Source organism: Bartonella sp. W8167, from assembly GCF_016100335.1.
Taxonomy (GTDB): domain Bacteria; phylum Pseudomonadota; class Alphaproteobacteria; order Rhizobiales; family Rhizobiaceae; genus Bartonella; species Bartonella apis.
Window position 1 is genome coordinate 1453925 of sequence record NZ_JACFSQ010000001.1, and the last position, 25226, is coordinate 1479150.

Here is a 25226-nt window from a genome sequence, read left to right on the forward strand (position 1 = left end):
GCGCGATTTTTCGGGCAATCCCTTCAACTTTTCACCATTTGCGTGAAAAATCCGGCACAAGGAATAATCTACCGGAAAATCTGGTGGAGCCTGAATAAGCCTATGAAGATAAATGCTTGAAACACACATGGAACAAAAAACATTTCGAATAGGCAAAGAATAGAGATAAAGAAAAAGGCCGCGTTTTACGCGGCCTTTTTAATTGATAAAGCAACTCCGGTTGCATTTGCAACCGGAAGAGCACTATTGCTATTATTGACGGAACAGCGACAAGATGTTCTGGCTGTTCTGGTTGGCAATCGACAAAGCCTGAATGCCCAATTGCTGTTGAACCTGCAAAGAAGCAAGGCGAGCAGATTCTGCATTCATATCGGCATCAACCAGTGAACCGACACCTTTATCAACGGCATCCATCAACTTGCTGACATAGTCGATCTGGCCTGTAACCTGTGCTTTCGCAGCACCAAGTGTTGCACCGGCAGTAACAACATTAGACGTTGCAGTCGTGACTTTGCCCTGAACAGCCTTTAAGACCTGTTCCATTGTCGACGAGGAAACTTTACTGAAATCGGTATCAACAAAATCCTGAACTGTCATTGTCGCAGCAGCTTCAGTAATGTCCTTTTGAGCCTTTGTTACTTTGTCCTTGTCATCTTGAGTGGCAGTATCACCTTTTGCAGCAAGAGCAGTCTGAGCTTCTTGAAGAGCACTGTCCAAAGACGCAAAATCCGGTGCAGTTGCTGCTTTCCCGAAAACATCTTTCAAGACGCCCTTGGTCAAATCGAACGTACCGTCTGTGCCTTTGGTTGCAAAGTTAAGATCAGCACCGCCAACGTCGATCATATCGACATAAACAGCCGAACCTTCACGACGATAGGAACCGGCAATACGGACTGACTGGCCATCGTTACCAAGAATGTTCTTTTCAGCCAAAGATGCCGAATAAACAGCTGACTGGATATCATTCATATTGGCTTGGATATCAGCCTGAATTTTCTTGATATCGCCTGGCCCTTTTTCATAGGCAGTGGTCAAAGATTTCTGGATGTTATCAAGATAATCTTTCGATTTATCAATGGTTGCGTTAGCAACATCAATCTGGCTTTTACCCAAAGCCATTGCATCGGAAACAGAACTTAATGCGTTACGATCGGATTTCATCATGGATGAAATTGACCAATAAGCGGTGTTGTCTGATGCTTCGTTAATACGCAGACCCGTTGAAACACGGCGCTGCGTTGTATCCATACTATCACCAATAGAACGCAGAGTTTGCAAAGCATTCATAGCGGATTGGTTGGTAAGTAGACTTGTACCCATAATAATTGTCCCTTCGGATTAGAATTTAACAGGGACATGCTGGCCAACCAGCGGGTGACAGAGCGGCTTCATGCCTATCAGTTTTATCGGTATTCTTTCAAAACACCTCACTAACCTGTCACGCCTTATATATATGTTATAATGGTTTAAATGTAAATATACTTTATAAAAAATAATATCGATTTTATTTTTATTTATGTTTTACATTTATCATTATGTTTTTATTACGTTTTTTTAAGAAAATTATAATGTTTTAGTTAGCCGACTTATGTTTTTATTTTCGCTACATGCTGCAATAAATATAAAATGGCAATAAAAAAGGCCGCGTCGGAAACGCGGCCTTTTTAATTGATAGAGCAACTCCGGTTGCAGATGCAACCGGAAGAGCATGATTGCCATTACTGACGGAACAGCGACAAGATGTTCTGGCTGTTCTGGTTAGCAATTGACAAAGCCTGAATGCCCAATTGCTGTTGAACCTGTAAAGAAGCAAGGCGGGCAGATTCTGCATTCATATCGGCATCAACCAGTGAACCGACACCTTTATCAACGGCATCCATCAACTTGCTGACATAGTCGATCTGGCCTGTAACCTGTGCTTTCGCAGCACCAAGTGTTGCACCGGCAGTAACAACATTAGACGTTGCACTCGTGACTTTGCCCTGAACAGATTTCAAAATCCGTTCCATCGTTGCCGACGAAACTTTACTGAAATCGGCATCAACAAAATCCTTGACTGTCATATTCTTGACAGCATCATCCAACTTGTTTTGAGCTTCCGTTACCGCGCTCTTCTGCTGATCAGTGGCACTCTCACCTGCATCTGTAAGAGCTTTCTGAGCCTGTTGAAGTTTATCGTCCAAATCCGCAAAATCCGGTTTGGTTGTTGCTTGCCCAAAAATATCCTTCAGTTGGCCTTTGGTTAAATCAAATGTGCCATCAGCGCCCTTGGTTGCAAAGTTAAGATCAGCACCGCCAACGTCGATCATATCGACATAAACAGCCGAACCTTCACGACGATAAGAACCGGCAATACGAACTGACTCGCCACTATTACCAAGAATGTTCTTTTCAGCCAAAGATGCAGAATAAACAGCGGACTGGATATCATTCATATTGGCTTGGATATCAGCCTGAATTTTCTTGATATCGCCTGGCCCTTTTTCATAGGCAGTGGTCAAAGATTTCTGGATGTTATCAAGATAATCTTTCGATTTATCAATGGTTGCGTTAGCAACATCAATCTGGCTTTTACCCAAGGCCATCGCATCGGAAACAGAACTTAATGCATTACGGTCGGACTTCATCATAGATGAAATTGACCAATAAGCGGTGTTGTCTGATGCTTCGTTAATGCGCAAGCCCGTTGAAACACGGCGCTGCGTTGTATCCATACTATCACCAATAGAACGCAGAGTTTGCAAAGCATTCATAGCGGATTGGTTGGTAAGTAGACTTGTACCCATAATAATTGTCCCTTCGGATTAGAATTTAACAGGGACATGCTGGCCAACCAGCGGGTGACAGAGCGGCTTCATGCCTATCAGTTTTACCGGTATTCTTTTAAAACACCTCACTAACCTGTCACACCTTATATATATGTTATAATGGTTTAAATGTAAATATACTTTATAAAAAACAATATATATTTTACTTTTATTTATATTTTAAATTTATCATTATGATTTTATTATATTTTTTAGAAAAATGATAATGTTTTAGTTAGTCGGCTTATGTTTTTATTTTCGCTACATGCTGCAATAAATATAAAATGGCAATAAAAAAAGCCGCGTCGGAAACGCGGCCTTTTACATTAATGAAGCAACTCCGGTTGCAGATGCAACCGGAAGAGCATGATTGCCATTACTGACGGAACAGCGACAAGATGTTCTGGCTGTTCTGGTTAGCAATTGACAAAGCCTGAATGCCCAATTGCTGTTGAACCTGTAAAGAAGCAAGGCGGGCAGATTCTGCATTCATATCGGCATCAACCAGTGAACCGACACCTTTATCAACGGCATCCATCAACTTGCTGACATAGTCGATCTGGCCTGTAACCTGCGCTTTCGCAGCACCAAGTGTTGCACCGGCAGTAACAACATTAGACGTTGCAGTCGTGACTTTACTCTGAACAGCCTTTAAGACCTGTTCCATTGTCGACGAAGAAATACCGGAAAAATTCGTGTTCACGAAGTCCATAACAGTCATTTTTCCAGCAGCTTCAACAATAGGTTTCAAAGCCGTGTCTACTTCGCCTTTTGCCGATGTCACTTTACCTTGCGCAGTCGTAACGGCATCTTGAAGGCTGGTATCACTCGGATTTGCAGCTGCAGCTGCTTTAGCAGCAGTCAGGTCTGACTGGGCTTGAGCATACTTAGCCTGAGCACCAACCAATGTTTTATCCAAGGCTTTAAGACCAGCGGGATCATCGGCAGCAGGAGTAGCAGGAGCAGGATTTTCTTCCTGAGCACCCGGATTGGTGGGAGCACTTGCTGCAAAGCCAGTGCCAAAAACAGATTGCAAAACACCCTTTGACAAATCAAAGGTGCCATCAGCTTTTTTTGTTGCAAAGTTAAGGTCGGCACCGCCAACGTCGATCATATCGACATAAACATTCGAGCCTTCACGACGGTAAGAACCGGCGATACGGACAGACTCACCACTATTACCAAGAATGTTCTTTTCAGCCAAAGATGCAGAATAAACAGATGACTGAATATCATTCATATTGGCTTTGATATCAGCCTGAATCTTTGCAACATCGCCCGAACCTTTTTCATAGGCAGTGGTCAAAGATTTCTGGATGTTATCAAGGTAATCTTTCGATTTATCAATGGTTGCGTTAGCAACATCAATCTGGCTTTTACCCAAAGCCATCGCATCGGAAACAGAACTTAATGCATTACGGTCGGATTTCATCATGGATGAAATTGACCAATAAGCGGTGTTGTCGGATGCTTCGTTAATGCGCAAGCCCGTTGAAACACGGCGCTGCGTTGTGTCCATATTATCACCAATTGAACGCAGAGTTTGCAAAGCATTCATAGCGGATTGGTTGGTAAGTAGACTTGTACCCATAATAATTGTCCCTTCGGATTAGAATTTAACAGGGACATGCTGGCCAACCAGCGGGTGACAGAGCGGCTTCATGCCTATCAGTTTTTTCGGTGTTCTTTTAAAACACCTCACTAACCTGTCACGCCTTATATTTAGTCGGCTTAACAATAAAAATAAAGGCCTTTTTGAAAAATTTTTTAAAATCTTCCGACCAAGCAGTTTTACTCAGCTAAAAGAGCGGATAAGGCTGCCCACAAGCAAATTCCACCCGTCAATCAAAACGAAAAACAGAATTTTAAAGGGAAGTGATATAACAGTCGGCGGCAACATCATCATGCCCATAGACATTGTCAAAGTTGCAACGACAAGGTCGATAACCAGAAATGGCAAAACAATGAGAAAACCGATTTCAAAACCGCGCCGCAATTCGGAAATCATAAAAGCCGGTACAAGAACACGGTAATCAACCTGTTCTCCCGCCCCCACATGAAACGAGGGGTCTGCAAGGTCGACAAAAAGATCAAGATCCTTTTCCCGCACCTGACTGAGCATGAATTCACGAAATGGCTGGCCGATGCGCTCTGCCGCCTGTTGCTCGGTAATTTCGTTATTCATAAGCGGTTGAACACCACCGGTCCAAGCCTGATTGAAGGTTGGCGCCATAACATAAAAAGTCATGAACAAAGCAAGCGATATCATGACAAGATTGGAAGGAGCCGTTTGCAAACCAAGGCCGGAACGCAAGAGCGAAAACGCTATGGCGAAGCGGGTAAAGCTTGTTACCATTATGAGCAATCCCGGTGCAACGGAAAGAACCGTCAACAAACCGAAGAGTTGAACAATGCGCCCGCTTATCGACCCGCCTGCCTGAGGCAACAGGTTTGACAACGAATTTCCGGAAGTTGCCTGTGCAGCGGCATTGGTTTCCTGTGCAAAGGCACTGCCAACGCCAAAAAGTAAAATAACCAGACAAAACAGGAAGAGCCGTTTCATTGCTCGATCACCAGACTGGAAATCAACACATTGGTTACTTTACCCTTTGAACGGGTACGGGCCCTATCAACCAGATCCTCGCGAAGATTCATGAGGCCGGATGCACCCTTGATCTGGGCAATCGTACTGTTTCGCAAAAACGCCAGAAAATCATTGGATATTTCAGCTGCAACAGAAGGTGCAAGCACCTCTCCCGGTTGGGATACAAGCGAACATTCCACACGAATCCATGCATTGTTGGGCGCTGCCATATTGGTGAGAATTGGCGTCAAAACCGTAACACTGCTATTGGAAGCAATTGTATCGGCTGTTTTTTGGGCCTGATTTTTTGGTTCAACCGGAGGGGGCGCAATTTCCTTGCCGATCTGCGTTCCCAAAAACCAGCCGCCACCAGCGGCAACCAAGGTCAAAATAATACCGGCAAGAAGCAGTGCCTTGATGCCACTGTCTTTTTTTGCTTTTCCATCACCTTTTTCAGGCTCGCCAGCCATAAAAACCTCTTAGGTTAACATTAAAGGCATTTGCGCCCAATCATAGCTTATTATTCTATCGAAAAATAGATGAATAAACCTTAAAGTGCCAAGCTTTCAAGCCTTTATCCAAGACTTAAAAATAAAGGGAGCCGGTTGAAGACGAAGCTCCCTTTATCATCACATTCGCCAATTCCATCAGAACGGTGATATCTGGTTCATAATCTGCTGACCATAAGGTGGCTGCTGAATTTCGCTCATGCGACCACGGCCGCCGTAAGAAATACGGGCTTCAGCGATTTTATCGTATTCGATGGTGTTGTTACCGGTAATATCACGCGGACGAACAACACCGGCAACATTGAGAACACGCAATTCGTAATTGACACGAACTTCCTGCGAACCATTGATAACCAGATTACCGTTCGGCAATACATCGGTAACGACTGCGGCAACCGACAATTTGATATCTTCCTTACGTTCAACCTTCGCATCGCCCTTCGAGTGCGCTGTTGAATCGCCATTCACACTACCACCATTTTTGCCGATCAATGGATAGGTTGCACCCAATGTATATTTGCCATTGGCATCGCGTTTCAAATCGCTCTTGTTATTCAAATTGGCACGGTCATTGATCAAAATCTGGACAGTAAGCACATCCCCCGGTTTCATCGCGCGCGGATCGCGGTAAAAGCTGTTTGATGAAGACCGATAGAGTGAATATTTGCTTTCTTTCGGTTTTGTCGGATAAATGTCGGGGTTCATCGACGGTGCATAACCAAGATCTGCCCGAACCGGCGAAAAGTCAGGCACCGAGTTGAAGTCCTTTGTATTGTAAGAACAGCCAGAAAGCGCAACCGTTGCCAGAACGACACTGATAAGCGCGACTCTTGATTTACGGATGTCTAAAACGTTTTTCATTTGTTCAACTTTCTTCATTGGCCTGCTTTTACAGCCTTTGGTGCCGGCTTGTTTTCCGGCGGAAGTTTTTGTGCGCTGACCAGAACTTTGGTCAGATTTGCCGACTTTTCCGGTGGCAATTCATTCATAATGGCACTCGAGACACGCGGCGTCAGTTTCAACATAATGGCGGCAGCTGCAAAATCATCCACCAGTGCCAATTGGGCAGCTGCTGCATCCGGACGCATTTTTGAAATGATATTGACCAATGAATCCTGAGCTTTTGCCAGAAATTCGTTTCTCTTGTTCAGCCAATTCTCATATTCCTCGCGTTTTTCTTCCAGAACCTTGATGCGATCATCAATCTGCATGCGCAATTGTTGTAATTGCTGGCTCTGCAATTCAAAACGGGCATCGGCTGCCTGACTGTCGATATTGCCGCAGAATTTTTCAATTTCATCCTGCGATGCATTGGCAGAAGGAAGTCCGCGTTGTGCAGAAGGTGCAGCAGGAGCTGGCGGAACTGTTGATGCTTTATTGGCGCCCGATGCCCCGCCCTTTTGAGCCAAAGCATTGTTCATTAGCCCTAAAAAAGGAACCAGCCCCAGAACTGCAAGAACTTTACGCCGCGATCCGATCATTGAACTACAAGCTCCGCATGAAGTGCACCGGAAGTTTTAATCGCCTGCAAGATGGCGATGATGCCGGTGGGCTTGACACCGATCTGGTTCAAACCTTTAACCAGATTATCGAGATTGGTACCGCCCAGAATGCCGATATTGGAGGTCTGTTCATTCGCATCGACAGCTGTTTGCGGCAAAACGACTGTGTCGCCTGTTTCACTGAACGGCTCGGGCTGTGAAGCGTAAGGCGTTTCAGTAACACGGACTGTCAAGCTGCCGTGAGAAATGGCAACGCGCGATACACGAACCTTCTCACCGATGACAACGGTGCCTGTACGTTCATCGACAACAACACGGGCAACTTCGTCTGTCGGGATAGGCAGTCCCTCGATTTCTGCAATAAAACGGGCGGCAGTAATACTTGCCGGTTTTTTCAAAACAATTGTTTTGGCATCGCGTTCTTTTGCAACGCTTTGATGATAGCGTTTGTTGGCAAAAACATTGACCAGATCTGCAACGCGGATAGCTGTTGAAAAATCGGGATTATGCAATTCAAGAACTATATCGGCATCGCGATTGAAATTGCCTTCAACCTTGCGCTCGACCAGCGCGCCATTCGGAATACGACCTGACGTCGGAACGCCTTGCGTTACAGTTTCTGCATTACCTTTTGCCGCAAAACCCGAAATGATCATATTGCCTTGCGCGACAGCGTAAGTCTCGCCATCAGCACCAAGAAGCGGTGTCATAACCAGTGTACCACCTTGTAATGACTTTGCGTCGCCCAGTGACGAAACACTGACATCAATTCTTGAACCAGGGGTCGCAAAAGGCGGAATGTCGGCGGTTACGATAACCGCAGCAATATTATTTGCACGCGATGCACCGGCCGGCGGACTAATTCCAAGATTGTCAAGCATGGCGCGCAAGGATTGTTCGGTAAAAGGCGAATTACGCAAAGAGTCGCCGGTACCATTAAGACCGATAACCAAGCCGTAACCGACAAGCTGGTTTTCACGAACACCCTGAATTTCAGCAATATCTTTCAATCTTGCAACAACGCCGGGGCGAGAAAGGTCGGAATAGCGCATCTTTGCCGGATCACCACCCGAACCGAGCCATGAGGCATCCGATGCCGCTTCAGAATTGAAATGGCGAACATTGCGGCCACCTTCATCGGCAAATGCGGGCATAATGCCCATCAGCAAAGCCGCAACAATTCCTAACGAACGACCAATCTTTAACGAACAACCAATCATTGTCCACCTACCCTGACACTGCCGTCAGACAAGATTGTACCGCTCACAATGCGACCGGAGTCTACATTGCGAACCTTGATATAATCGCCTGCACTGCCGGGCTCCATCGAAACACCTGAAGCGGTGATAACAAGATCACCGGCACTGAAGACAAGTTTTGTAGTTTGACCACGCTCAACCAGAACAGGATCACCCAAAGATGATAGCGAGATCGGGCGGCCTGCCGGCAATGTCCTTTTTGCAACTTTGTTCAAGGCCTGCTTGACATCGGTTACATATAAAGGAGCTGCATCAACCTTGATGTAAAACATCCTTTCGCTGAGACCGACATTGCTTACAGGCTGGCCTGCATAGACTGTCGTGGTCGGAACGAGAAAGCCTATCCTATCCGCATAGGCTTGCGTTATCGACGCAGTCGACAACAATAAACCGGCAAGAAGGAGAGAAAGCTTTTTCATTTTAGATTACCTTAAATTCTTCGAAACAACGGCCGACATTTCATCAGCGGCCTGTATAACTTTCGAATTCATTTCATAAGCACGTTGAGCCGCTATCAATTCGGTAATTTCTTTGACCGGATCAACGTTGGAAGCTTCAAGATAGCCCTGCATGATCGACCCGTAGTTTTCTTCACCAGGATTACCTGCAATCGGTGCCCCCGAAGCCTGTGTTTCACGAAACAGGTTATCGCCAACCGGCTCGAGACCTGCTTCATTGGTAAAATTGATCATGTTGAGACGACCGGCTTCAACCGGTGCAGCATCCGCATCCGGCTGATAGGTCACGCGACCATCGGCACTCACTGTAATAACGCCGTTTTTACCGATTTCATTCGGAACCGTAATAACCGGCTGGACAAGGTTACCATCAAGGGTAACAACCTGTCCATTTTCATTCAGGTTGAACGCGCCGGAACGGGTATAAAATGTGTTGCCATTCGGATCCTGAATTTCAAAATAACCTCGCCCACGGATTGCCAAATCAAGTGAATTGTTTGTCTGGACAAACGAACCTTGCATGTTGTTTTTACGAACTGCAGCGGTACGAACACCAAGACCGACAATGGCACCTTCCGGAATGGTTGCTTCATTCATCATATTGGGAACGCCAACGGCACGATCTGTCGTGTACATAAGATCGCTGAATTCGGCGCGGGAACGTTTGTAACCAGTGGTGTTGATGTTTGCGATGTTGTTTGCAATCACATCAAGATTGGTCTGCTGGGCGTTCATACCGGTGGCCGCAATTGATAAAGATCTCATAACCATTGGACTTTTCCCTTTATTTTATTTTCCTGTTCACCTGTTACCCGAGCCATTCCGTCAGATTTGCATACGGCTGACTTCGAGATAAGCCTGAACAATCTTGTCTCTGATGGCGATTGCCGTATTCAATGAACGTTCGGCATCCATAACCGAATTGACAACTTCACGAACCGACACGTCTCCACCTTCCATTTTTTGCATTGAAAGGCTTTCGGCCTTTTCAAGATTATTTCCGACCGCTCCGCTAACTTCAGCGAGTACCTGATCGAAACTAGGACTTTTTACACCCTGAGCCTGACCTGAAGCTTGCGTGTCTGAAGAAGTTGTCTGGCTGGCATTTGCGCCATATGATTGCCCCAACCTTTCAAGAGCGGCACGTGTTGTTGCTGATGTTAACGACTGTATCATTATCAAATCCCCGTCATTTTCAGTGCATTTGCAAGCAGATGTGCAGACCGGCAGATAACTTCGAGATTGGCTTTATAGTTACTCTTATCGCTAATCTTTATAATCTGGCCTTTGATATTGATCTCATTATTACTCAATTGTTCTTCGAGCTTGGAAAGATTTTTATCTTTATTTATCGATATGGTATTCAACTTATTAACCTCTCAGCAGGTCAATTGTCTGGGATACAAGATCCCGGGCCTGACGAATAACTTGTAGATTTGCTTCATAAGACCGGTTGGCTTCACGCATATCTGCCATTTCAACAATTGCATTCACATTCGGATATTTTACATAACCGTTTGCATCGGCCGCCGGATGTCCCGGCTCATATTTGACAATATAAGGTGATTTATCGGTAGAAATCCGTGCAATTTCGACGCCTTGCGCATCTTCATAAGGATTGAGAGCTGCTTCAAAGCTGACAGTCTTGCGCTGATAAGGGTTTGCGGCGGCAGTATCGCCTGTCGAATTGGCATTGGCCATATTTTCCGCAATAATACGAAGGCGTGTAGATTGGGCTGCAAGGCCCGTTGTTGCGACACGTCCAGCGGCAACAAGTGGATCAGACATGATCACGATCCTCCTTTAACTGTAGCCATCATCATTCGATGAAAAGCTTTTACAATAACGGTATTGAGTGACATTTGTTGGCCGATTTCACCACCTTTACGCATCTCTTCTTCGAGATTGACGTTATTTCCCGAATGCGTGGTTTCAATCGTCTCTTCCGGCCGGATTGCATGAGATTCCATGCCATTATCCGTGACATCCATGTGTTTGCTGTTTGTCACGGCCATCGCCATGGTGTCATTGTTGAGAATGGCAGCAAAATCTTTAACTTCGCGCGCCTTGTATCCGGGCGTATTCACGTTCGCAACGTTACTTGCCACGGTTTTCTGGCGTGCTGCCAACCAGTCGGCTTGTTTATTTGCTAAATTGAAAAGATTTACCGGATCCATTGTCACATACTCTCTTGAACAGTTTGAACAATAGACGGTTAAACTTGCGCGAGACTTGCGTTCGCGATATTTTTATAGAAATAAAAAATATTACAATAAATTCAATATGTTATAGAACAGCTAATGAAATTTTTGGAACTTCGAATCCTCGAAAATCAAACCCGACTTGTATCTTTTTTAACCGAATTGAGCTTTAAAGACATAGAGCTTACGTCAATTTCTCTAATAATCATTCCAATAGACGTGCAATTTTTAGGCTGAATATAGTTTGTTTAAAAATTAATCTTTTCTGTTTATTCGAGATATCCTTTTCGAAAACAAAAGATGTTTATTATCTGTATTCATCAGTATTGATATTGTTACGACAGATTGAAGCGTCATGATTTCTTGGTTCAGTGATGAACAGGAACAATTCCTCTCGAGGTCTTCAATGCAACTTTCCCGTTCTCGCTATCTTTCGTAACCCTTATATAATAGCTTCCGTCGGGAAGTTTGCTGCCCGGTCTTGCAAACCAGTAGCCCTGATCATATTCGATCATTGCCATCCCGTCGATAACATCCTTTACCACATAATCTTTGGATTTTGGCGCCGTCGGTTTCAAACTTCCATCTGTCGCGTCCGGATTTGCAGCCTTGGGAAGCCCCTTCCCGTTCGACATAATTGCTTTTTGTGAATCGTAATCACGTGGTGCATAAGGATCAACACGGTCAATGCCTTCGAACCGCTCGCGTTTATACCAACCTTCATGTGGCCTGAACGTGCTGACCGCAACCGTTTGGCTATCAGGTGTTGCAGCTCCACCTTGCCCGCCAATCTGGAAAGCATAAACGACAAATGGCAAGCTTCCGCACCCAATGGCTACGGCAACGCCGAAAGCTCGCAACATTGAATCGACCGAATTGAAAATGCCGAAGAGTGTACCGGTCGACGAGCCGGCAGCAGAATTTGCAATCGTCAATGACTGGAGCCCTGCAAAACCCGCAGAAATGACGCCGATTGCTCTTTTAAAAATACCGGAATGTTTTTCCGTATATGAGTCCACACGATCAATCGCTTCCGGCGAGTCAATTTCATTGGGGTTACGCCAGAACAACCAATGCTGGTTCCGATTTTTACGGAGTTCATCAGAATTTATTCTATCGGTTTCGATATGTTCGAGATCCTGTAGAAGCTTTGATAATTCCCGTTCTGTGTCGTCACTGCGTTTTCTATTCGCACGACTTTTCATCCTGAAACCGCCAAAACTTTGATGATCGGCATTACCAAAGTTCGGAAAAGATGAACCAAAATTTGTGATATCAGTCATAAGTGGCATTCTCCTGCGCGTCGTTTAAGCCGCCTGATTTTTCAGGGCTTTGGCAAGATCATCATAAGGATCACGGGAAACCGGCGTATCCGGAGACTGGTTCATTGCCTCATAAATTCGTGGCACCAGAACAACGGCCTGATCAAGCACCGGATCAGACCCCGGATGATAGGCGCCCATGGCACGTAAATCGCGTGTTTCTTCATAACGCGAAATCATTTCTTTCAAACTTCTTACGAGCTTTTTCTGTTCGGCAGTCCAGCTATGGGGGGCAAGACGCGAAATCGAACCGGGGATATCGATTGCCGGATAACGGCCTTGGGCGGCAATGGCCCTGTCAAGCACAATGTGACCATCCAAAATACCACGAATGGCATCGGCAATCGGGTCGTTATGGTCATCGCCATCAACCAGAACTGCGTAAACGCCGGTAATTGACCCTTTTCCTTCGGGCCCCGGACCAGCGCGTTCCAACAAACGAGGCAAATCACTGAACACACTTGGCGGAAAACCGCGCGAAACCGGTGGCTCACCTGCTGCAATTGCCACCTCGCGGGCAGCCAGTGCATAACGGGTAATGGAATCGACCATCAATAAGACGTTATCACCCAGAGAACAAAAATATTCGGCTATGGTTGTCGCCATTGCAGGCGCAAGGCGGCGCATCATCGGGCTTTCATCACCAGTTGCAACGACTGTGACAACTTTGGAAAGTTTTCCTTTCATCGTGTCATCAAGCATGTCGCGAACTTCACGGCCACGTTCGCCCGTCAATGCCAGAACGACCGTATCAAAATCATCGGTCGCGGTCATCATGGCCAATAATGTCGATTTTCCGACGCCGGAACCGGCAAAAATACCGATACGTTGACCAAAACAAAGAGGCGTGAAAATATCGATAACCTTGACGCCTGTGCGTAATCCTTTGCCGACACGTGCTCTTTTCAAAGCCGGCACGGCATGGGTTTCAACCGGCATTTTGTTTTCACCTGTAACAATCGGACCAAGATCGTCAATTGCTTCCCCCAAAGCATTGACGACCCGTCCTTTCCATGATTTGTCGGGCGAAGCCAACAGAGGACCATTCGGAAATACCGAGGCATTGAGTGCCGGAACAACAGTTTCATCAAACGGCTTGATCAACACATGATCTTCGTTGACACGGATAATTTCACCGCGAGCCATATTATGCCCGCAATCGATCAAAACATTATCACCAAGAGCTACAGAATCGGAAAGACCACGGGCAGCAACAGCAACACGCGAGACATCACTGACCATTCCGCCTTTACTGACCAAAGGTGACTGTTGGCGTTTTTCCTGCTCGGCAAATGCAACAAGTAAAGAGAGTGCATTTTTACGGGAAATGCTCAAATCTTCGCTTTTTTGTCCGATATTTTCCATGACAGTGCTTTCTGTGAATCTGATAGCCCAAACTTATAAATTTGCCGACGAGCTAGCCGTTATTGACTTTTACCGCCCAGTGTCTGGATTGCCTGAGTGCTTCTTTCTTCTTGTTGGCGCATCATCGCTTCAACGCGCTCGAAAGCTCTTGAGACTTCGATCAGACGTGTCATTTCAACAACGCCATTCACATTGGAATTTTCGAGAAAACCTTGTACGACGCCGTTTGCAGCGTCCCCCTGCATGGGTATCGGGGCTTTGTCAGGCACAACCGAAGCATTCGGACCGTAGCTTAACTTGCTATCAGGCTGGAATTGATAGAGCCCGATGGCAGCGACCTGCAAGTTGTTCTGATAAATTGCGCCGTCAGCGGCAATTCTTGGCGTTCCGTTTGCAGGATCTATCTGTATCGGTGCGCCGCCATTATCCAGAAATGGATAACCTTGCACCGAAACAAGGCCACCTTCGGGTGTCATAATCATGCGCCCGTCACGGGTATAAACCTGACCTGTAGGCGTTTGTAATGAAAAATAGGAATCGCCGTTCACCGCTACATCCAGCGGATTACCGGTTTGTGTTACCGGACCGCGATTGGTTGAAATATAGGTTTGGCCGGCACTGCTAAAATTTACATTCTGGTTATTGTCACGGGCGACAGGCGAAACAAGAGAAGCAAATTTCATCTCCTCCGAGCGATAACCTGTTGTGTTTACATTGGCCATATTGCGCGCAATGGTTTCCATGCGCTTTTCTAAACTGATTTGCCCCGAAACACCGACATAGATCGGATTTTGCATCAATCTTTGTCCTTTCCTGCCCGGACAGTTTTAAGCCGTCCGGCTTTGTGAATGGGTGAACAAAAGATCAACGCAAAAGCGCTATGATCAATTGCCACCCGGTTTAAGCGACTGCATTGCAATCATCGAGGCATTCGAAAAACCGAATGTGCTCCCCGTATTTGTGCTTTGCAGAAGAGTTAATGCAGGACTTACCTGCGGTTGGTTTTTGGCATCATACATTGCCGAAAACCGGCCGATGAATTTTTCCAATTTGGTTGAATCAGCCAAATCATCAAAGCTCATTTTCTGTTCGAGAAGACGTTTTTGCGCTTCGACATCGGAACCGCGCACGCTGTCGGGAATACCAAGAGCCGTAAAGACAACCTCGGAAAGTGCTTTATCCGAAATAATCTGATAAGCCCAATCCTCTTTTGACAAGGTACCGTTTTGAGCCATGCCACCAACAGTACGCGTAAAATAAAGCGCAAGACGTGTACCTTCATTCTGGTCACCGACTTCTGTTTCCAGTGTCTGCTGCATATATTTATTCACTGCAGCTTTTGTTGCACTGTCCTGTGAAGTGGCCTTATCTCCATATTTGTTGAAGTTGAAAGCTGCGGCGAATTGTTGGTAGCGCTTGTCTGTAAGAGCTGTGGCATAATCGGCATCGGTTAAAACCTTGCGCATCATGCCTTTTGCATAGGTCATATCCTCAAGGCCATAAGCCTTCATCGCATAGTTAAAAAGGCGCGTATCACCAAGAAAATCGTCAACTGTTTTTACACTTTTTATGTTCTGAGTGTAATAGTCTGTTTCGCGCTTGACATTGGGTTCGCTCATAACCCGGTTAAGCGTCTTGGACATATTATCAATTGTACTTCTATAGCTGACATAAGTGCCAATCATAGGATTACCTTTCCTCAGTAAATCTTGTGTAACGGATGAAGCTTGCCCGAAGCTGAACTCACTGTTACAACAAAGCTGCTCTGTTTTTATCGCAACTTTCAGACGTAAATGAATATACCATAATAGTCTTTATTATTATATATAATATCAAGAATGCCTGTTTTTTAGCGTTCTGGCAAGAATCATGCGTTATTGTCACTTACGAATGATAGATTTTCATATGGCAAGCTTCACACAAGGCCGCTATTCTATACATTCGTTGAATTAAGAGATAGGAGCGTTTGCGTTGGGTGTTATTCTAGGACTAGCAATTGCACTTGGCTGTATCCTCGGAAGCTTCATGGCGATGGGGGGGCATGTATCGGTTCTTATGCAGCCTTGGGAGTTTGTCATTATCTTGGGCGCTGCATTCGGAACATTCATCATTGCCAATCCGTTTTCCGTCATTAAAGATACAATAAGAGCAACATTGGAAGCAATGAAGGAAGCCGTTCCCAAGCAAAAGGACTATCTTTCGTTGCTCGGACTTTTATATGCCTTGATGCGGGAAATGCGTTCAAAATCACGTTCGGAAGTTGAAGGCCACTTCGACAATCCGAAAGAGTCTTCCATTTTCCAGCAATATCCGACAATATTGAAAGATGACTCCATCACCAATTTTATTTGCGATTATTGTCGGCTTATTCTTGTCGGCAACGCTCGTCCATTTGAAATTGAAGCTTTGATGGATGAAGAAATCCACACGATTTCACAAGACGCATTAAAGTCGGCTTCGGCTTTGCAAACCGTGGCTGATGCATTGCCTGCTTTAGGTATTGTTGCCGCTGTTCTTGGTGTCGTCAAGGCGATGGGGCACCTTAATGAATCGCCTGAAGTTTTAGGCCACTACATTGGTGCAGCTCTGGTTGGTACTTTTGGTGGTATTTTCTTTGCTTATGCAGTTTTCGCTCCGATTGCCTCGAAGATCAAACTTGTACGTGGCAAGAAAACCCGCATTTATACTGTGATCAAACAAACATTGTTGGCCTATATGAATGGCGCAATGCCACAAATTGCCCTTGAATACGGGCGCAAAACAATTTCTGCAAAAGATCGTCCGACAATTGATGTCGTTGAACAAGAAGCAATCTCCGGTCAACCGGCAACGAAAGAGGCTGCATAAAATATGTCGGAAGCAACCCCAGATAAAGCCAAGGCAACAACCGGAGCGGCAGGACAAACTTCTTCCGACGCAGCCAAACCGGAGGCAGCACCTGAATCGGCAGAAGAAAAGAAAAAAGATGTTCTTGCCGAGCATATTTTACGTGCGGCTGGCATATCGAGTGACGATCTTCAATCGTTCCAACATGTCTTCGGCGATGCCGCAACAAATTTATGCGCAAGGTTGGCGCAATATACGTCTGCTACTTTCACCATAGAAGTTAAATCGCTTGACACACTGAAAGCGGATGCACTCCCGAAGATTATTACCGGGGATACACTCGTTGTAAGGTTCGAAGCAGACCATTGGGGTGGTGACGTATTGTTTGTTCTGGACGCAAATCTCGTGAGCATTGCAACAGATGCCTTTTTCGGGGCGGCTGAACCGGCAATCCTCAACCGTAATGGACGGCCTTTCAGTCCGGTCGAAACAAAAACCGGCGAAACATTGGCCGAAGTGTTGTCTGCTTCAATGGACGATGTATTCGGAAACGGTGATGGCACGCTGTTTAATTTCAAACAGACAACGAATGCTCAAGATTTCGATATTGAAGAATTCGAACAATTACGGATGTTTTCGTGTGTATTGTCGGTAAAATCGGGCGAGGTTGAAACAACGCTCAATCTGCTTCTTCCGCGGAGTTGTCATCGTCCGATACAGGAAGCTGTTACACGCGTTTTGCGCGCTCCTTCAACACGCACAGATCCCCTATGGGCGAAACGGTTGCGTCAGGAAGTTAGCCGCGCGCATGTTGGTATCGAAGCCTATATCATTCAAGGTTCCATGACTTTGGAAGACTTGATGAATATAAAAATCGGGCAAGTGTTGCCACTACCGGCCAATGCTGTAAAGCAGGTAAGATTACGTAGTGGCGATAAGCCGCTTTATAAATGCTCCTTGGGCAAAGTTGGGTCAAATTTTTCTGTACGGGTTACAGACCCGATTGATGAAGAAGAGGAAATGTATGATGAACTGGTTCATAGTTAATATTATAGGCGCTGCTTTGGCGATGACATCAGTTGGTGTATTTGTCGTTACCTCGCGCAAACTTGCCAGTACAATCCGCTTGGGGCGCCAACTAGCAGAGCAGGTTCACGCTGCAACATCAAGTCTTGATCGGGCCGTCAAAGCTTTGCGTGAAGAACATCAGGATTTTCGTGATGAAAATAAAAAACTTGATGCACGCATTACAGAATCTTCGCGTATCCGCCGTGAAGTCGACCGCTCTGTTGCGCATATGGAAACGATCCGCAACCAGTTGCAAGGAGATTTTAACCGTCTGCGCGGTATATTGACAGCCCAATCACATGGGCCAACAGCAAATTCCGCTCCGGCTCATTCTGCAAATCCGCAGACAATGCGTAACAACGGCTTGCCGGTTTTTGTTCAACGGGTAGTGCATAAAGCAGATCTCGGCAAGAGGGTTCAATTCTAACTACGACCGGCGTCAAACTGCAATGAAACGGTGAGAATATGGCAGACGAAAAAAAACCGACAACGACTCCCCCCCCCATGGGCGCAAAGCCGACAATGCCTCCGCGTCCGGCAGGTGCAGCCGAACCGGGAGGTTTTAAACCGAACCCGTCAGCGGGCGGAGCAGCTCCGTTTGCAGGCGCTCGTCCCGGAGGGGCTACAGGTGGCTTTGGTGCTTCAAGACCGAATCCTGCCGGTTTCGGTGCTGGTGGTGGTTTTGGCGCAAACGCGGCAGCAGGCGCTAAAAACAATACGCAAGCCCAACAGAGTGAACCAGCAGGCAATGCCGATCTCATTATGAGCATTCCGGTCGAAGTACAGGTTGTCCTCGGGGGCACAACAATGCCGGTTGCAACTTTGATGAATCTCGGGCGTGGCGCTGTTATTACACTGGACAAGCAAATCGGTGATCCGGTTGACATTGTTGTAAACGGTCGTGTGATCGCTCGTGGCGAAGTCATTGTTATGGAAGACGACTCATCGCGTTTCGGCGTAAGTTTGACCGAAATTATCGGCAAATAAAATATTTGAATATGTTTGAAAGACAGTTATGGCGTCATCAGAACAGGAAAAACCGTCAGAAAATGTAGAACCTGCTGCACCGGCAGCGGCAATGGCACATAAAACTTCCTCTTCTGTGATTGACGGACTGACCGGACAACAGAAGGTTGCGGCGCTTCTTGTTGCGATGGGTAAACCTGCGGCGGCAAAAATCCTCAAACATTTTTCACCGGATGATCTCCGCCGCTTGAGCGGGCAAGCACACACTTTACCGAATATTAGCCTTGCCGATTTTGATGTTCTGGTGCACCAGTTCGAGGATGCCTTTGCCGAAGGTGTATCTTTTTCGCAAGCAGGCGAGCGTTTCGACAATCTTGTTCAGGAAACTTTGCCGGAAGATGAAGCCGCAGCAGTGCTTGATCCGAATGCCACGCCGGCTATTCCGGAGGAAAGCCTGTGGGAAATCATGGGCAAAATGTCGGCTGAAGAACTGCAAGACCATATCTCGCAAGAACATCCGCAAGTGATTGCCTATATCGTTTCAAAACTACCCTCCGACCTTTCGGCAAAACTGCTTCTTCTCCAAACCATGGCCGAACGCGGAGATATTATTTATCGGACATTACATTTGCGGGCCGTTTTGCCAGTTGTCGATGAACTGCTGGATAAGGCATTGCGGCCGGTTTTGATGCAGAAAAACGAAACTGCCGAGCAATCCCATTACGGCGAAGTTGCAAACATTTTGAACCAGCTGGATAAGAGCGAGATTGACGAAATGCTTGCAAGCCTTGACGGGCTTGATCCGGAAGATCTTGCAAAAATCAAATCCAAACTGTTTGTTTTCGAAGATATTCCACGTTTGTCTGCAAGGGCACGCCTGTTGCTTTTCGACGATATACCTTCCGACGTTATTATCACTGCCTTGCGGAATGCTGACAAGGATACGACCGAGACTATTTTGAGCTCGTTGTCGCAACGCAGCCGGCGCATGGTGGAAGCGGAACTGAAATCTCCGAACGACATGATTACGCAAGCCGATATAACCAATGCGCGTCGTACTATCGCGCAGCAGGCAATCAAGCTTGCTGGTGAAGGAAAAATCAGTCTCGCAGCAGATGAAACTCAAAATGGAGCCGAAGGGAGCACACCTGATAGCGACAAAAACGCACCTGAAGGCGACGCAAAAGAAGCTGAAAAACCTAAAGAATGACAATAAATGGCTGAAGACAAACCGGACAAGGAAAGCCAGACCGAAGAGCCGACCGAACACAAGATAAGTAAAGCTGAAGAGAAAGGTAACCTACCGTTCTCGCGGGAATTGCCAACCTTTGCCGGTCTTGTCGGCTACAGCATGATTGCCATTTTTATTGCCTTTCCCGCTATGTCGAAACTATCCAATTTTCTGATGCAATGGATTGAACGACCTGAAAGTTGGCGATTGAATGGTGCGGAAGATGCCAAACATCTTCTTCTTCTCGTCGGTGGTCATGTAGGACTTGCATTGGTTCCTATTCTTGTCATCATCCCTGTTATCGGCATTGCAGCATCGATGGTTCAGAATGCACCGCGTATTATTGGCGAACGAATACGCCCGCAATTTTCTCGTATTTCTCCGGCTGCCGGTTTCAGCCGTATTTTCGGCAAAGCCGGATTTGTAGAATTCTTGAAATCGGTAGCGAAGCTTATCGGTGTCAGTTTTATTGTGTATCTATCGTTTTTCAAAGGAAACACTGTCTTCACCGATGCGTTGGGAACAGACGCTTCGGCACTGCCCGAATATATACGTTCCGAGGTTGCAAAACTTCTCATTTCGTTTTCTGTCGCCGTTGTAGCCATAGCTGCTTTCGACTTTGCCTGGTCACGTTTCAGTTGGCGCCGGCAATTACGCATGAGTAAACAGGAGCTCAAAGATGAGCAAAAAGAAATCGAAGGTAATCCGATGGTTAAAGCGCGCATGCGTTCACTCGCCCGTGATCGCATTCGCCGCCAGATGATGAACAACGTGCCGAAAGCCACTGTTGTCGTTGCCAACCCTACCCACTTTTCCGTCGCATTACGCTATAAACCGCCGGCGGATTATGCGCCTGTCGTCGTGGCCAAAGGGCAAGATATTCTCGCCTTGCGCATCAGAGAAATTGCGGTCGAGCATGATATTCCGGTTATCGAGAATATACCTCTTGCCCGGGCGCTCTATAAACAGGTAGAAGTCGATCAGGTTATACCTCAGGAATTCTATCAAGCTGTGGCGGAATTGATCAGATACATCAATAGTCAGAAGATACATTAATGAAGTTGTTTTGACAGATATACTTTCACCCTTAATCTTTTTACATAAGCGTTATGAAACAAAATGAAACAAGATGATATACATGAAATGCGTGAAATGATGATCGGAAAACAGGTCGCGCGAATTGTACCGGAACTGAAACTCGTCGATCCAGCCGATTTCATCGTCTATCTCCACGATGAGCATTATGCCAATATCAGCGATATCATTGATGCGGCCACCGAACTGCACTTCTATCCGCATACCGTACGGTTTGCCAATGGTGGCAGTTTCGAACTCGACTGGGATACGCCTCCAACAATCACACTGGATATGGAATTTTCGAACGATGGCGTTACTGCCAATTTCAAGCTTGTCATGTCTCCCGAAGGTTTTGGCGTAGAGCTTGAAAGTGTTGTGTTCGAAAAACCCGAGGATGATGAAGCTGATACGCGCCAATTGATAGACGCGTTGAATAATGCACGCCTCAAAAAAGCTGGAAACTAATAGAGCTCGAACAGAATTCAGGTTCAAAACTTGTGGTTCATGAGTTCGGGTTCAAAATAAGGCCACATCGTTCGTTGAACCCGAGCGGCGCCGAATTATCCTTTTCGGTGCTCTCGAAGTATATTACCTATCACTATCTGATAGATAGCTACACGGGCTGCAACCTCAAGCGAGACAAGCAAGGTTTGCGTTCACAATTTTAAGGTACTGACTGATAACTTTGATCAGTTCGTGCTGTTTTTGATTATCGGTTGTCATTCCGGGCCTGATTTTTAAGTTCCATCCGGCCAAGCGCTGATATTGAAAAAGATTGGATGACTTTTGCAACAATTGCAACAATTCGTCTTACGGAATGTAATTCATCCCGGAAGGCCGGCTATATTCAAATTGGTAATGAAAAGTGAACCAACCGAAATATTCAATTAATATCCCGGGCATCCGTTCAGGTGCTTGATGAAGTTGATTTTTATTCGACTTCAGCGATTAAAAACAGCCGAGAAACAAGACCTTTGAGCTCAGAGTTTTACATGGAATATGTGAGTTGTTGATATAAAAGCAGCTCGAATTTCCAAAGCTATCTCTAACACCTCGAAAAGACTTAAAAATATTTCTATAACAAATGTCGAACGTTAAAAATTGGAATTGCTGTAAGAATAAATTGCAATCGGGATTAAAAAAATCGGGTGCAACACATGTTCACCCCATCGTATATTTTAAAAAGCAGATTTTATTTAACCTTGTTCATATCTCTGACTTGATCGGCCGGAATATAATTGAACTGCTCGACCATTATATCCTTGATCACAGGTTCCGGAAAACGCTGGTTGACACCGTCAATAATTTTCTGTTTCACATCATCGAATTTTATACGTTCAATTTGCTTGGTATCCGAATAAGAGCCGAACAACGCACTAAAAACCGCATCATTGACGAACAATCCCAACGGAACATTAACCTTTTGTTTGACGTTGGAATCGACAGTGTAGACAAGTTGCGAAATAATATATCCGTCAACCTTGCCATCAGCCAGAATTGGAACACTCATAACATCAGTGCGGTCAAAATCGACAGTGGGTGCTGCTTGTTCCTCTGCTGCCGCAGGTTTGGGTGTCGAGCCTATTTTGATCGCCGCCATGAGCGACCCCAAAGCAATGATACAAACCCACAAACCTATGACGACAGTTTTAATCATTTATGCTGGCCGGTATTGACTGTGAATGGATCATATGTGCCATCGGTCTCTTGCTCGCGCGCTGCTTCCTGCATCATTTGCGACAGTTCGGTCACAGCTTCAAGATGCATCTTCAACAATTCACTGTTGCGTTCGAGCTTCTTTTGCAAACCGCCGAGCAAAGCTTCAACCTTGCTTTCGACAACATCGTCAAAATAACGGCCAACGTCGGCCATTGACAGGTTCAGATCGCGCAAGCCACGGGCTTTGCGGGTGTTGATATCGTTAAAATCGGGATTCTCGTGCTTTTCAAGAGCACCGGTTTCATAGTCAACAACCTCTTCAAGTGAATTGACGACAGCCGCAAAACGCGCCAAAGCAACATCTCTTGCCGCCGGATCATTGATATGAGCCTTTGCCGAAGCCAAAGCTGTATTTTGTTCGCCTGATTGCTCAGCTAAAGACATTTGAATCTCCTTTGATTGAGCATATTACCACAATTTATAATAAAACTATCAAGTATTTTCGGTCATTTGTTTGCGCACGAAGTTGATATCGTGGCTATGGACAATATTGTCGACGGTTGCCTGAGTATTCTGATCTGACCGCGCAAGATTGCCAAAAGCTGTACCTACTCCTTCTATGCCACCGTCGGGAACTTGGCCCTGTTTCATCTGTTCATCGCGTTCAAGCATTTTTGCAACGCCGATGCCCCCGCGATCAGCCACTTCTTTGGCCATGGATTCGGCCATCATGGATTTCCAATATTCCCCCGCTTGGCCTTTACCGAAGACCGAAGGAGTATCGGTGGTGAACATATTCTGGATGAAGGATTGCAACATAAAGGCTTCAAACTTTTTATAAGCTTCCGTGTGATCGGCGTTAGCAGATTTTTCTTTTATTTTTACCTGATTGGCATATTGTCCCGGAAGCGATGATGTTGATGCACTATCACCGGTTTTCGCCATATTCGAAAAACCGTTGCCTGACATTTCCAGATTTGCCGCCCGCACAGCACTTTGCGCGTTACGCAATTTCTCGACAGAAGCTCTATATTCTAGAGGATCAGCCGCTCTTGACACATCAAGTACCAAGTCTGAAGGTGGTTGAATGGCCATTATTCGTCCTCTTGTAAGCCTGTTCCGGTAAAAAGCCGGACATTGGAATTTTCAAGGAAAGTCTTTTCACGCTAAAACGTTCAAGACAGTTTTTCCTCGATTTTCTCACCATAAATGACAAAGCTTATCCCAAACTGGTGTCTTTGACGATTTTTGCTGCAACATATTCTTCAAGCATTTGTGCCATTTCTTTACGCTCTTCCGCATCCTCTGCAGCTTTACGTTTTTCGTCGATAACGTCACACCGACGGGTCGATTGCAGCAGCGTTTTTCTCTGTTGGGCAATGATATTGTCAAGGATTGCCTCTTTACGAGCGTTTTTGTCGAGCCGCTTAGAAACCATCATCGGATCGAACAAACTGGAAGCCGAACCATGTTCCATTATTGAAAACAGGAATTGGTCTTCATCCGTTAATGCCGAGCGTTGAGTCTGCGTGCCTTCAAGTTCCGCTTCATCACGTGCTTTTACCAGTTTTTGCGCTTTTAAAAGCCTGGCATATCGTTGGCTTGATGTCGGCATCATGGCCCCCTATTCAACCACGAGGCATATTCAGCCCCGAAAAATGTCAAAATTTCCGGCAATAGATAATAGATAAGCAAAAGCCCACCGAACATCACAAACGGCATGGAAATGAAATAGACCGGAATTGTCGGCGTCAGTTTATTGATAAGACCGACAGCAATATTCACCAATATTGAATAAATAATAAATGGCGAAGCAATGCGTAAAGTTGTCAAAAACGTTTGTGACAGGGCGTCCTGAAAATCGATCAAAGCCGATTGGGGCGCCGGAGTGAGAGAAACCGGTACAACTTGATAGGATGTCATAAGTCCGCGGATAACAATCATATGAAGATCGCCAGCAAAAAATAGCATCAAAGCACCAATGGTTATCATATTGGCAACTTGTGTTTCCGGCATGGATTCGATGACACTTGTTCCAGGTTGACCGGAATAACCGATCGACATGCCAATAATATTGGCCATGAATTGGAGCGCCCACATATAAGCTTGCGCAATAACACCGAATGTTGCGCCGACAAGCGATTCACTGACAATTCCGGATACCAGTGTTGCCAAAGTCGGGTTTTGAGCAATGGTGGTAAAATTGGACCCCGAAAGTGGCACCATGATCAACGAAAATGCTATTGCCAGAAAAAGTCTGAAATTCATCGGGATACGCGCGCTTGATATCCCCGGCATCAACATAAGACAGGCCCCTACACGCGCAAAGATCAGCATGGCGATGATCACCAGCTGATCTATAGGCAAAAGTGCAAAGGACATGTCCTATTCC

29 protein-coding genes and 1 pseudogene are annotated in these 25226 nt (G+C 45.9%); 7 read left to right on the forward strand and 23 right to left on the reverse strand.

Annotation, left to right across the window (positions count from 1 at the left end):
- Positions 1-252 precede the first annotated feature (252 nt).
- From H3V12_RS06060 to H3V12_RS06145, 18 genes are all read right to left on the reverse strand, one after another.
- Positions 253-1320 carry a flagellin gene (locus H3V12_RS06060; RefSeq protein ID WP_198213510.1) on the reverse strand — a complete coding sequence of 356 codons (1068 nt, stop codon included), beginning with the start codon at positions 1318-1320 and terminating at the stop codon, positions 253-255.
- Between the two features lie 398 nt (positions 1321-1718).
- Positions 1719-2786 (reverse strand): flagellin, encoded by a 1068-nt coding sequence (locus tag H3V12_RS06065; RefSeq protein ID WP_198213512.1) that lies wholly within the window; start codon positions 2784-2786, stop codon positions 1719-1721.
- Between the two features lie 397 nt (positions 2787-3183).
- Positions 3184-4398 (reverse strand): flagellin, encoded by a 1215-nt coding sequence (locus tag H3V12_RS11260; RefSeq protein WP_198213514.1) that lies wholly within the window; start codon positions 4396-4398, stop codon positions 3184-3186.
- Positions 4399-4602: 204 nt separating this feature from the next.
- A complete protein-coding gene (gene fliP, locus H3V12_RS06075) occupies positions 4603-5370 on the reverse strand; it encodes a flagellar type III secretion system pore protein FliP (protein WP_198213523.1) in 768 nt (255 codons plus the stop codon).
- Positions 5367-5861 carry a flagellar basal body-associated FliL family protein gene (locus H3V12_RS06080; protein WP_198213525.1) on the reverse strand — a complete coding sequence of 165 codons (495 nt, stop codon included), beginning with the start codon at positions 5859-5861 and terminating at the stop codon, positions 5367-5369. Before H3V12_RS06080 ends, fliP begins: the two co-directional genes overlap by 4 nt.
- Before the next feature lie 177 nt (positions 5862-6038).
- Positions 6039-6761, reverse strand: a complete 723-nt coding sequence (gene flgH / locus H3V12_RS06085) for a flagellar basal body L-ring protein FlgH (protein WP_075870455.1) — start codon at positions 6759-6761, stop codon at positions 6039-6041.
- Between the two features lie 14 nt (positions 6762-6775).
- Positions 6776-7381 (reverse strand): MotE family protein, encoded by a 606-nt coding sequence (locus tag H3V12_RS11325; RefSeq protein ID WP_198213527.1) that lies wholly within the window; start codon positions 7379-7381, stop codon positions 6776-6778.
- A complete protein-coding gene (locus H3V12_RS06095; protein WP_246787520.1) occupies positions 7378-8556 on the reverse strand; it encodes a flagellar basal body P-ring protein FlgI in 1179 nt (392 codons plus the stop codon). Before H3V12_RS06095 ends, H3V12_RS11325 begins: the two co-directional genes overlap by 4 nt.
- 62 nt (positions 8557-8618) lie before the next feature.
- Entirely contained in the window at positions 8619-9080 is a 462-nt protein-coding gene (gene flgA, locus H3V12_RS06100) for a flagellar basal body P-ring formation chaperone FlgA (RefSeq protein WP_075870288.1), read from the reverse strand.
- A gap of 6 nt (positions 9081-9086) precedes the next feature.
- Positions 9087-9884: a flagellar basal-body rod protein FlgG gene (flgG, locus tag H3V12_RS06105; protein ID WP_075870457.1), complete on the reverse strand. Its 798-nt coding sequence runs from the start codon at positions 9882-9884 to the stop codon at positions 9087-9089.
- A gap of 60 nt (positions 9885-9944) precedes the next feature.
- Entirely contained in the window at positions 9945-10295 is a 351-nt protein-coding gene (locus H3V12_RS06110) for a flagellar hook-basal body complex protein FliE (RefSeq protein ID WP_075870289.1), read from the reverse strand.
- 2 nt (positions 10296-10297) lie between these two features.
- Positions 10298-10486 (reverse strand): hypothetical protein, encoded by a 189-nt coding sequence (locus tag H3V12_RS06115; RefSeq protein WP_075870290.1) that lies wholly within the window; start codon positions 10484-10486, stop codon positions 10298-10300.
- Positions 10487-10490: 4 nt separating this feature from the next.
- Positions 10491-10910 carry a flagellar basal body rod protein FlgC gene (flgC, locus tag H3V12_RS06120; RefSeq protein ID WP_178391797.1) on the reverse strand — a complete coding sequence of 140 codons (420 nt, stop codon included), beginning with the start codon at positions 10908-10910 and terminating at the stop codon, positions 10491-10493.
- The gene (gene flgB, locus H3V12_RS06125; RefSeq protein WP_075870291.1) at positions 10910-11296 is read right to left on the reverse strand and encodes a flagellar basal body rod protein FlgB; all 387 of its coding nucleotides are present in this window, start codon (positions 11294-11296) and stop codon (positions 10910-10912) included. The genes flgC and flgB overlap by 1 nt, the downstream gene beginning before the upstream one ends.
- A gap of 392 nt (positions 11297-11688) precedes the next feature.
- Entirely contained in the window at positions 11689-12603 is a 915-nt protein-coding gene (locus tag H3V12_RS06130; RefSeq protein WP_198213531.1) for a hypothetical protein, read from the reverse strand.
- Between the two features lie 24 nt (positions 12604-12627).
- Complete coding sequence (gene fliI / locus H3V12_RS06135; RefSeq protein ID WP_075870292.1) at positions 12628-14007, reverse strand: flagellar protein export ATPase FliI; 1380 nt, start codon at positions 14005-14007, stop codon at positions 12628-12630.
- Between the two features lie 59 nt (positions 14008-14066).
- A complete protein-coding gene (gene flgF, locus H3V12_RS06140) occupies positions 14067-14807 on the reverse strand; it encodes a flagellar basal-body rod protein FlgF (RefSeq protein WP_178391793.1) in 741 nt (246 codons plus the stop codon).
- An 84-nt stretch (positions 14808-14891) separates the two neighbouring features.
- A complete protein-coding gene (locus H3V12_RS06145) occupies positions 14892-15692 on the reverse strand; it encodes a DUF1217 domain-containing protein (protein WP_198213534.1) in 801 nt (266 codons plus the stop codon).
- A 286-nt stretch (positions 15693-15978) separates the two neighbouring features.
- Here H3V12_RS06145 and motA point away from each other — a divergent pair, with 286 nt between their 5' ends.
- From motA to H3V12_RS06180, 7 genes and pseudogenes are all read left to right on the forward strand, one after another.
- A complete protein-coding gene (gene motA / locus H3V12_RS06150) occupies positions 15979-16854 on the forward strand; it encodes a flagellar motor stator protein MotA (protein WP_075870295.1) in 876 nt (291 codons plus the stop codon).
- A gap of 3 nt (positions 16855-16857) precedes the next feature.
- Complete coding sequence (locus tag H3V12_RS06155; protein ID WP_198213536.1) at positions 16858-17880, forward strand: FliM/FliN family flagellar motor switch protein; 1023 nt, start codon at positions 16858-16860, stop codon at positions 17878-17880.
- Positions 17858-18328 carry a hypothetical protein gene (locus H3V12_RS06160; RefSeq protein ID WP_246713064.1) on the forward strand — a complete coding sequence of 157 codons (471 nt, stop codon included), beginning with the start codon at positions 17858-17860 and terminating at the stop codon, positions 18326-18328. Before H3V12_RS06155 ends, H3V12_RS06160 begins: the two co-directional genes overlap by 23 nt.
- 326 nt (positions 18329-18654) lie before the next feature.
- Positions 18655-18888: pseudogene (fliN, locus tag H3V12_RS06165) on the forward strand (flagellar motor switch protein FliN); the annotation flags it as partial.
- A gap of 28 nt (positions 18889-18916) precedes the next feature.
- Entirely contained in the window at positions 18917-20077 is a 1161-nt protein-coding gene (locus H3V12_RS06170; RefSeq protein WP_198213537.1) for a flagellar motor switch protein FliG, read from the forward strand.
- Between the two features lie 6 nt (positions 20078-20083).
- Positions 20084-21154, forward strand: coding sequence for a flagellar biosynthesis protein FlhB (gene flhB / locus H3V12_RS06175; RefSeq protein WP_198213539.1), 1071 nt, complete (start codon positions 20084-20086; stop codon positions 21152-21154).
- Between the two features lie 63 nt (positions 21155-21217).
- Positions 21218-21640: a hypothetical protein gene (locus H3V12_RS06180; RefSeq protein ID WP_198213541.1), complete on the forward strand. Its 423-nt coding sequence runs from the start codon at positions 21218-21220 to the stop codon at positions 21638-21640.
- A 727-nt stretch (positions 21641-22367) separates the two neighbouring features.
- Here H3V12_RS06180 and H3V12_RS06185 read toward each other — a convergent pair.
- From H3V12_RS06185 to fliR, 5 genes are all read right to left on the reverse strand, one after another.
- Entirely contained in the window at positions 22368-22832 is a 465-nt protein-coding gene (locus H3V12_RS06185) for a hypothetical protein (protein WP_075870300.1), read from the reverse strand.
- On the reverse strand, positions 22829-23278 hold the full coding sequence (locus H3V12_RS06190; RefSeq protein ID WP_198213543.1) for a flagellar protein FlgN: 450 nt from the start codon (positions 23276-23278) through the stop codon (positions 22829-22831). Before H3V12_RS06190 ends, H3V12_RS06185 begins: the two co-directional genes overlap by 4 nt.
- 48 nt (positions 23279-23326) lie before the next feature.
- Positions 23327-23929, reverse strand: a complete 603-nt coding sequence (locus H3V12_RS06195) for a rod-binding protein (RefSeq protein ID WP_075870302.1) — start codon at positions 23927-23929, stop codon at positions 23327-23329.
- 124 nt (positions 23930-24053) lie between these two features.
- Complete coding sequence (locus H3V12_RS06200) at positions 24054-24452, reverse strand: hypothetical protein (RefSeq protein WP_075870303.1); 399 nt, start codon at positions 24450-24452, stop codon at positions 24054-24056.
- Positions 24449-25216: a flagellar biosynthetic protein FliR gene (gene fliR, locus H3V12_RS06205; protein WP_075870304.1), complete on the reverse strand. Its 768-nt coding sequence runs from the start codon at positions 25214-25216 to the stop codon at positions 24449-24451. The genes H3V12_RS06200 and fliR overlap by 4 nt, the downstream gene beginning before the upstream one ends.
- Positions 25217-25226 lie beyond the last annotated feature (10 nt).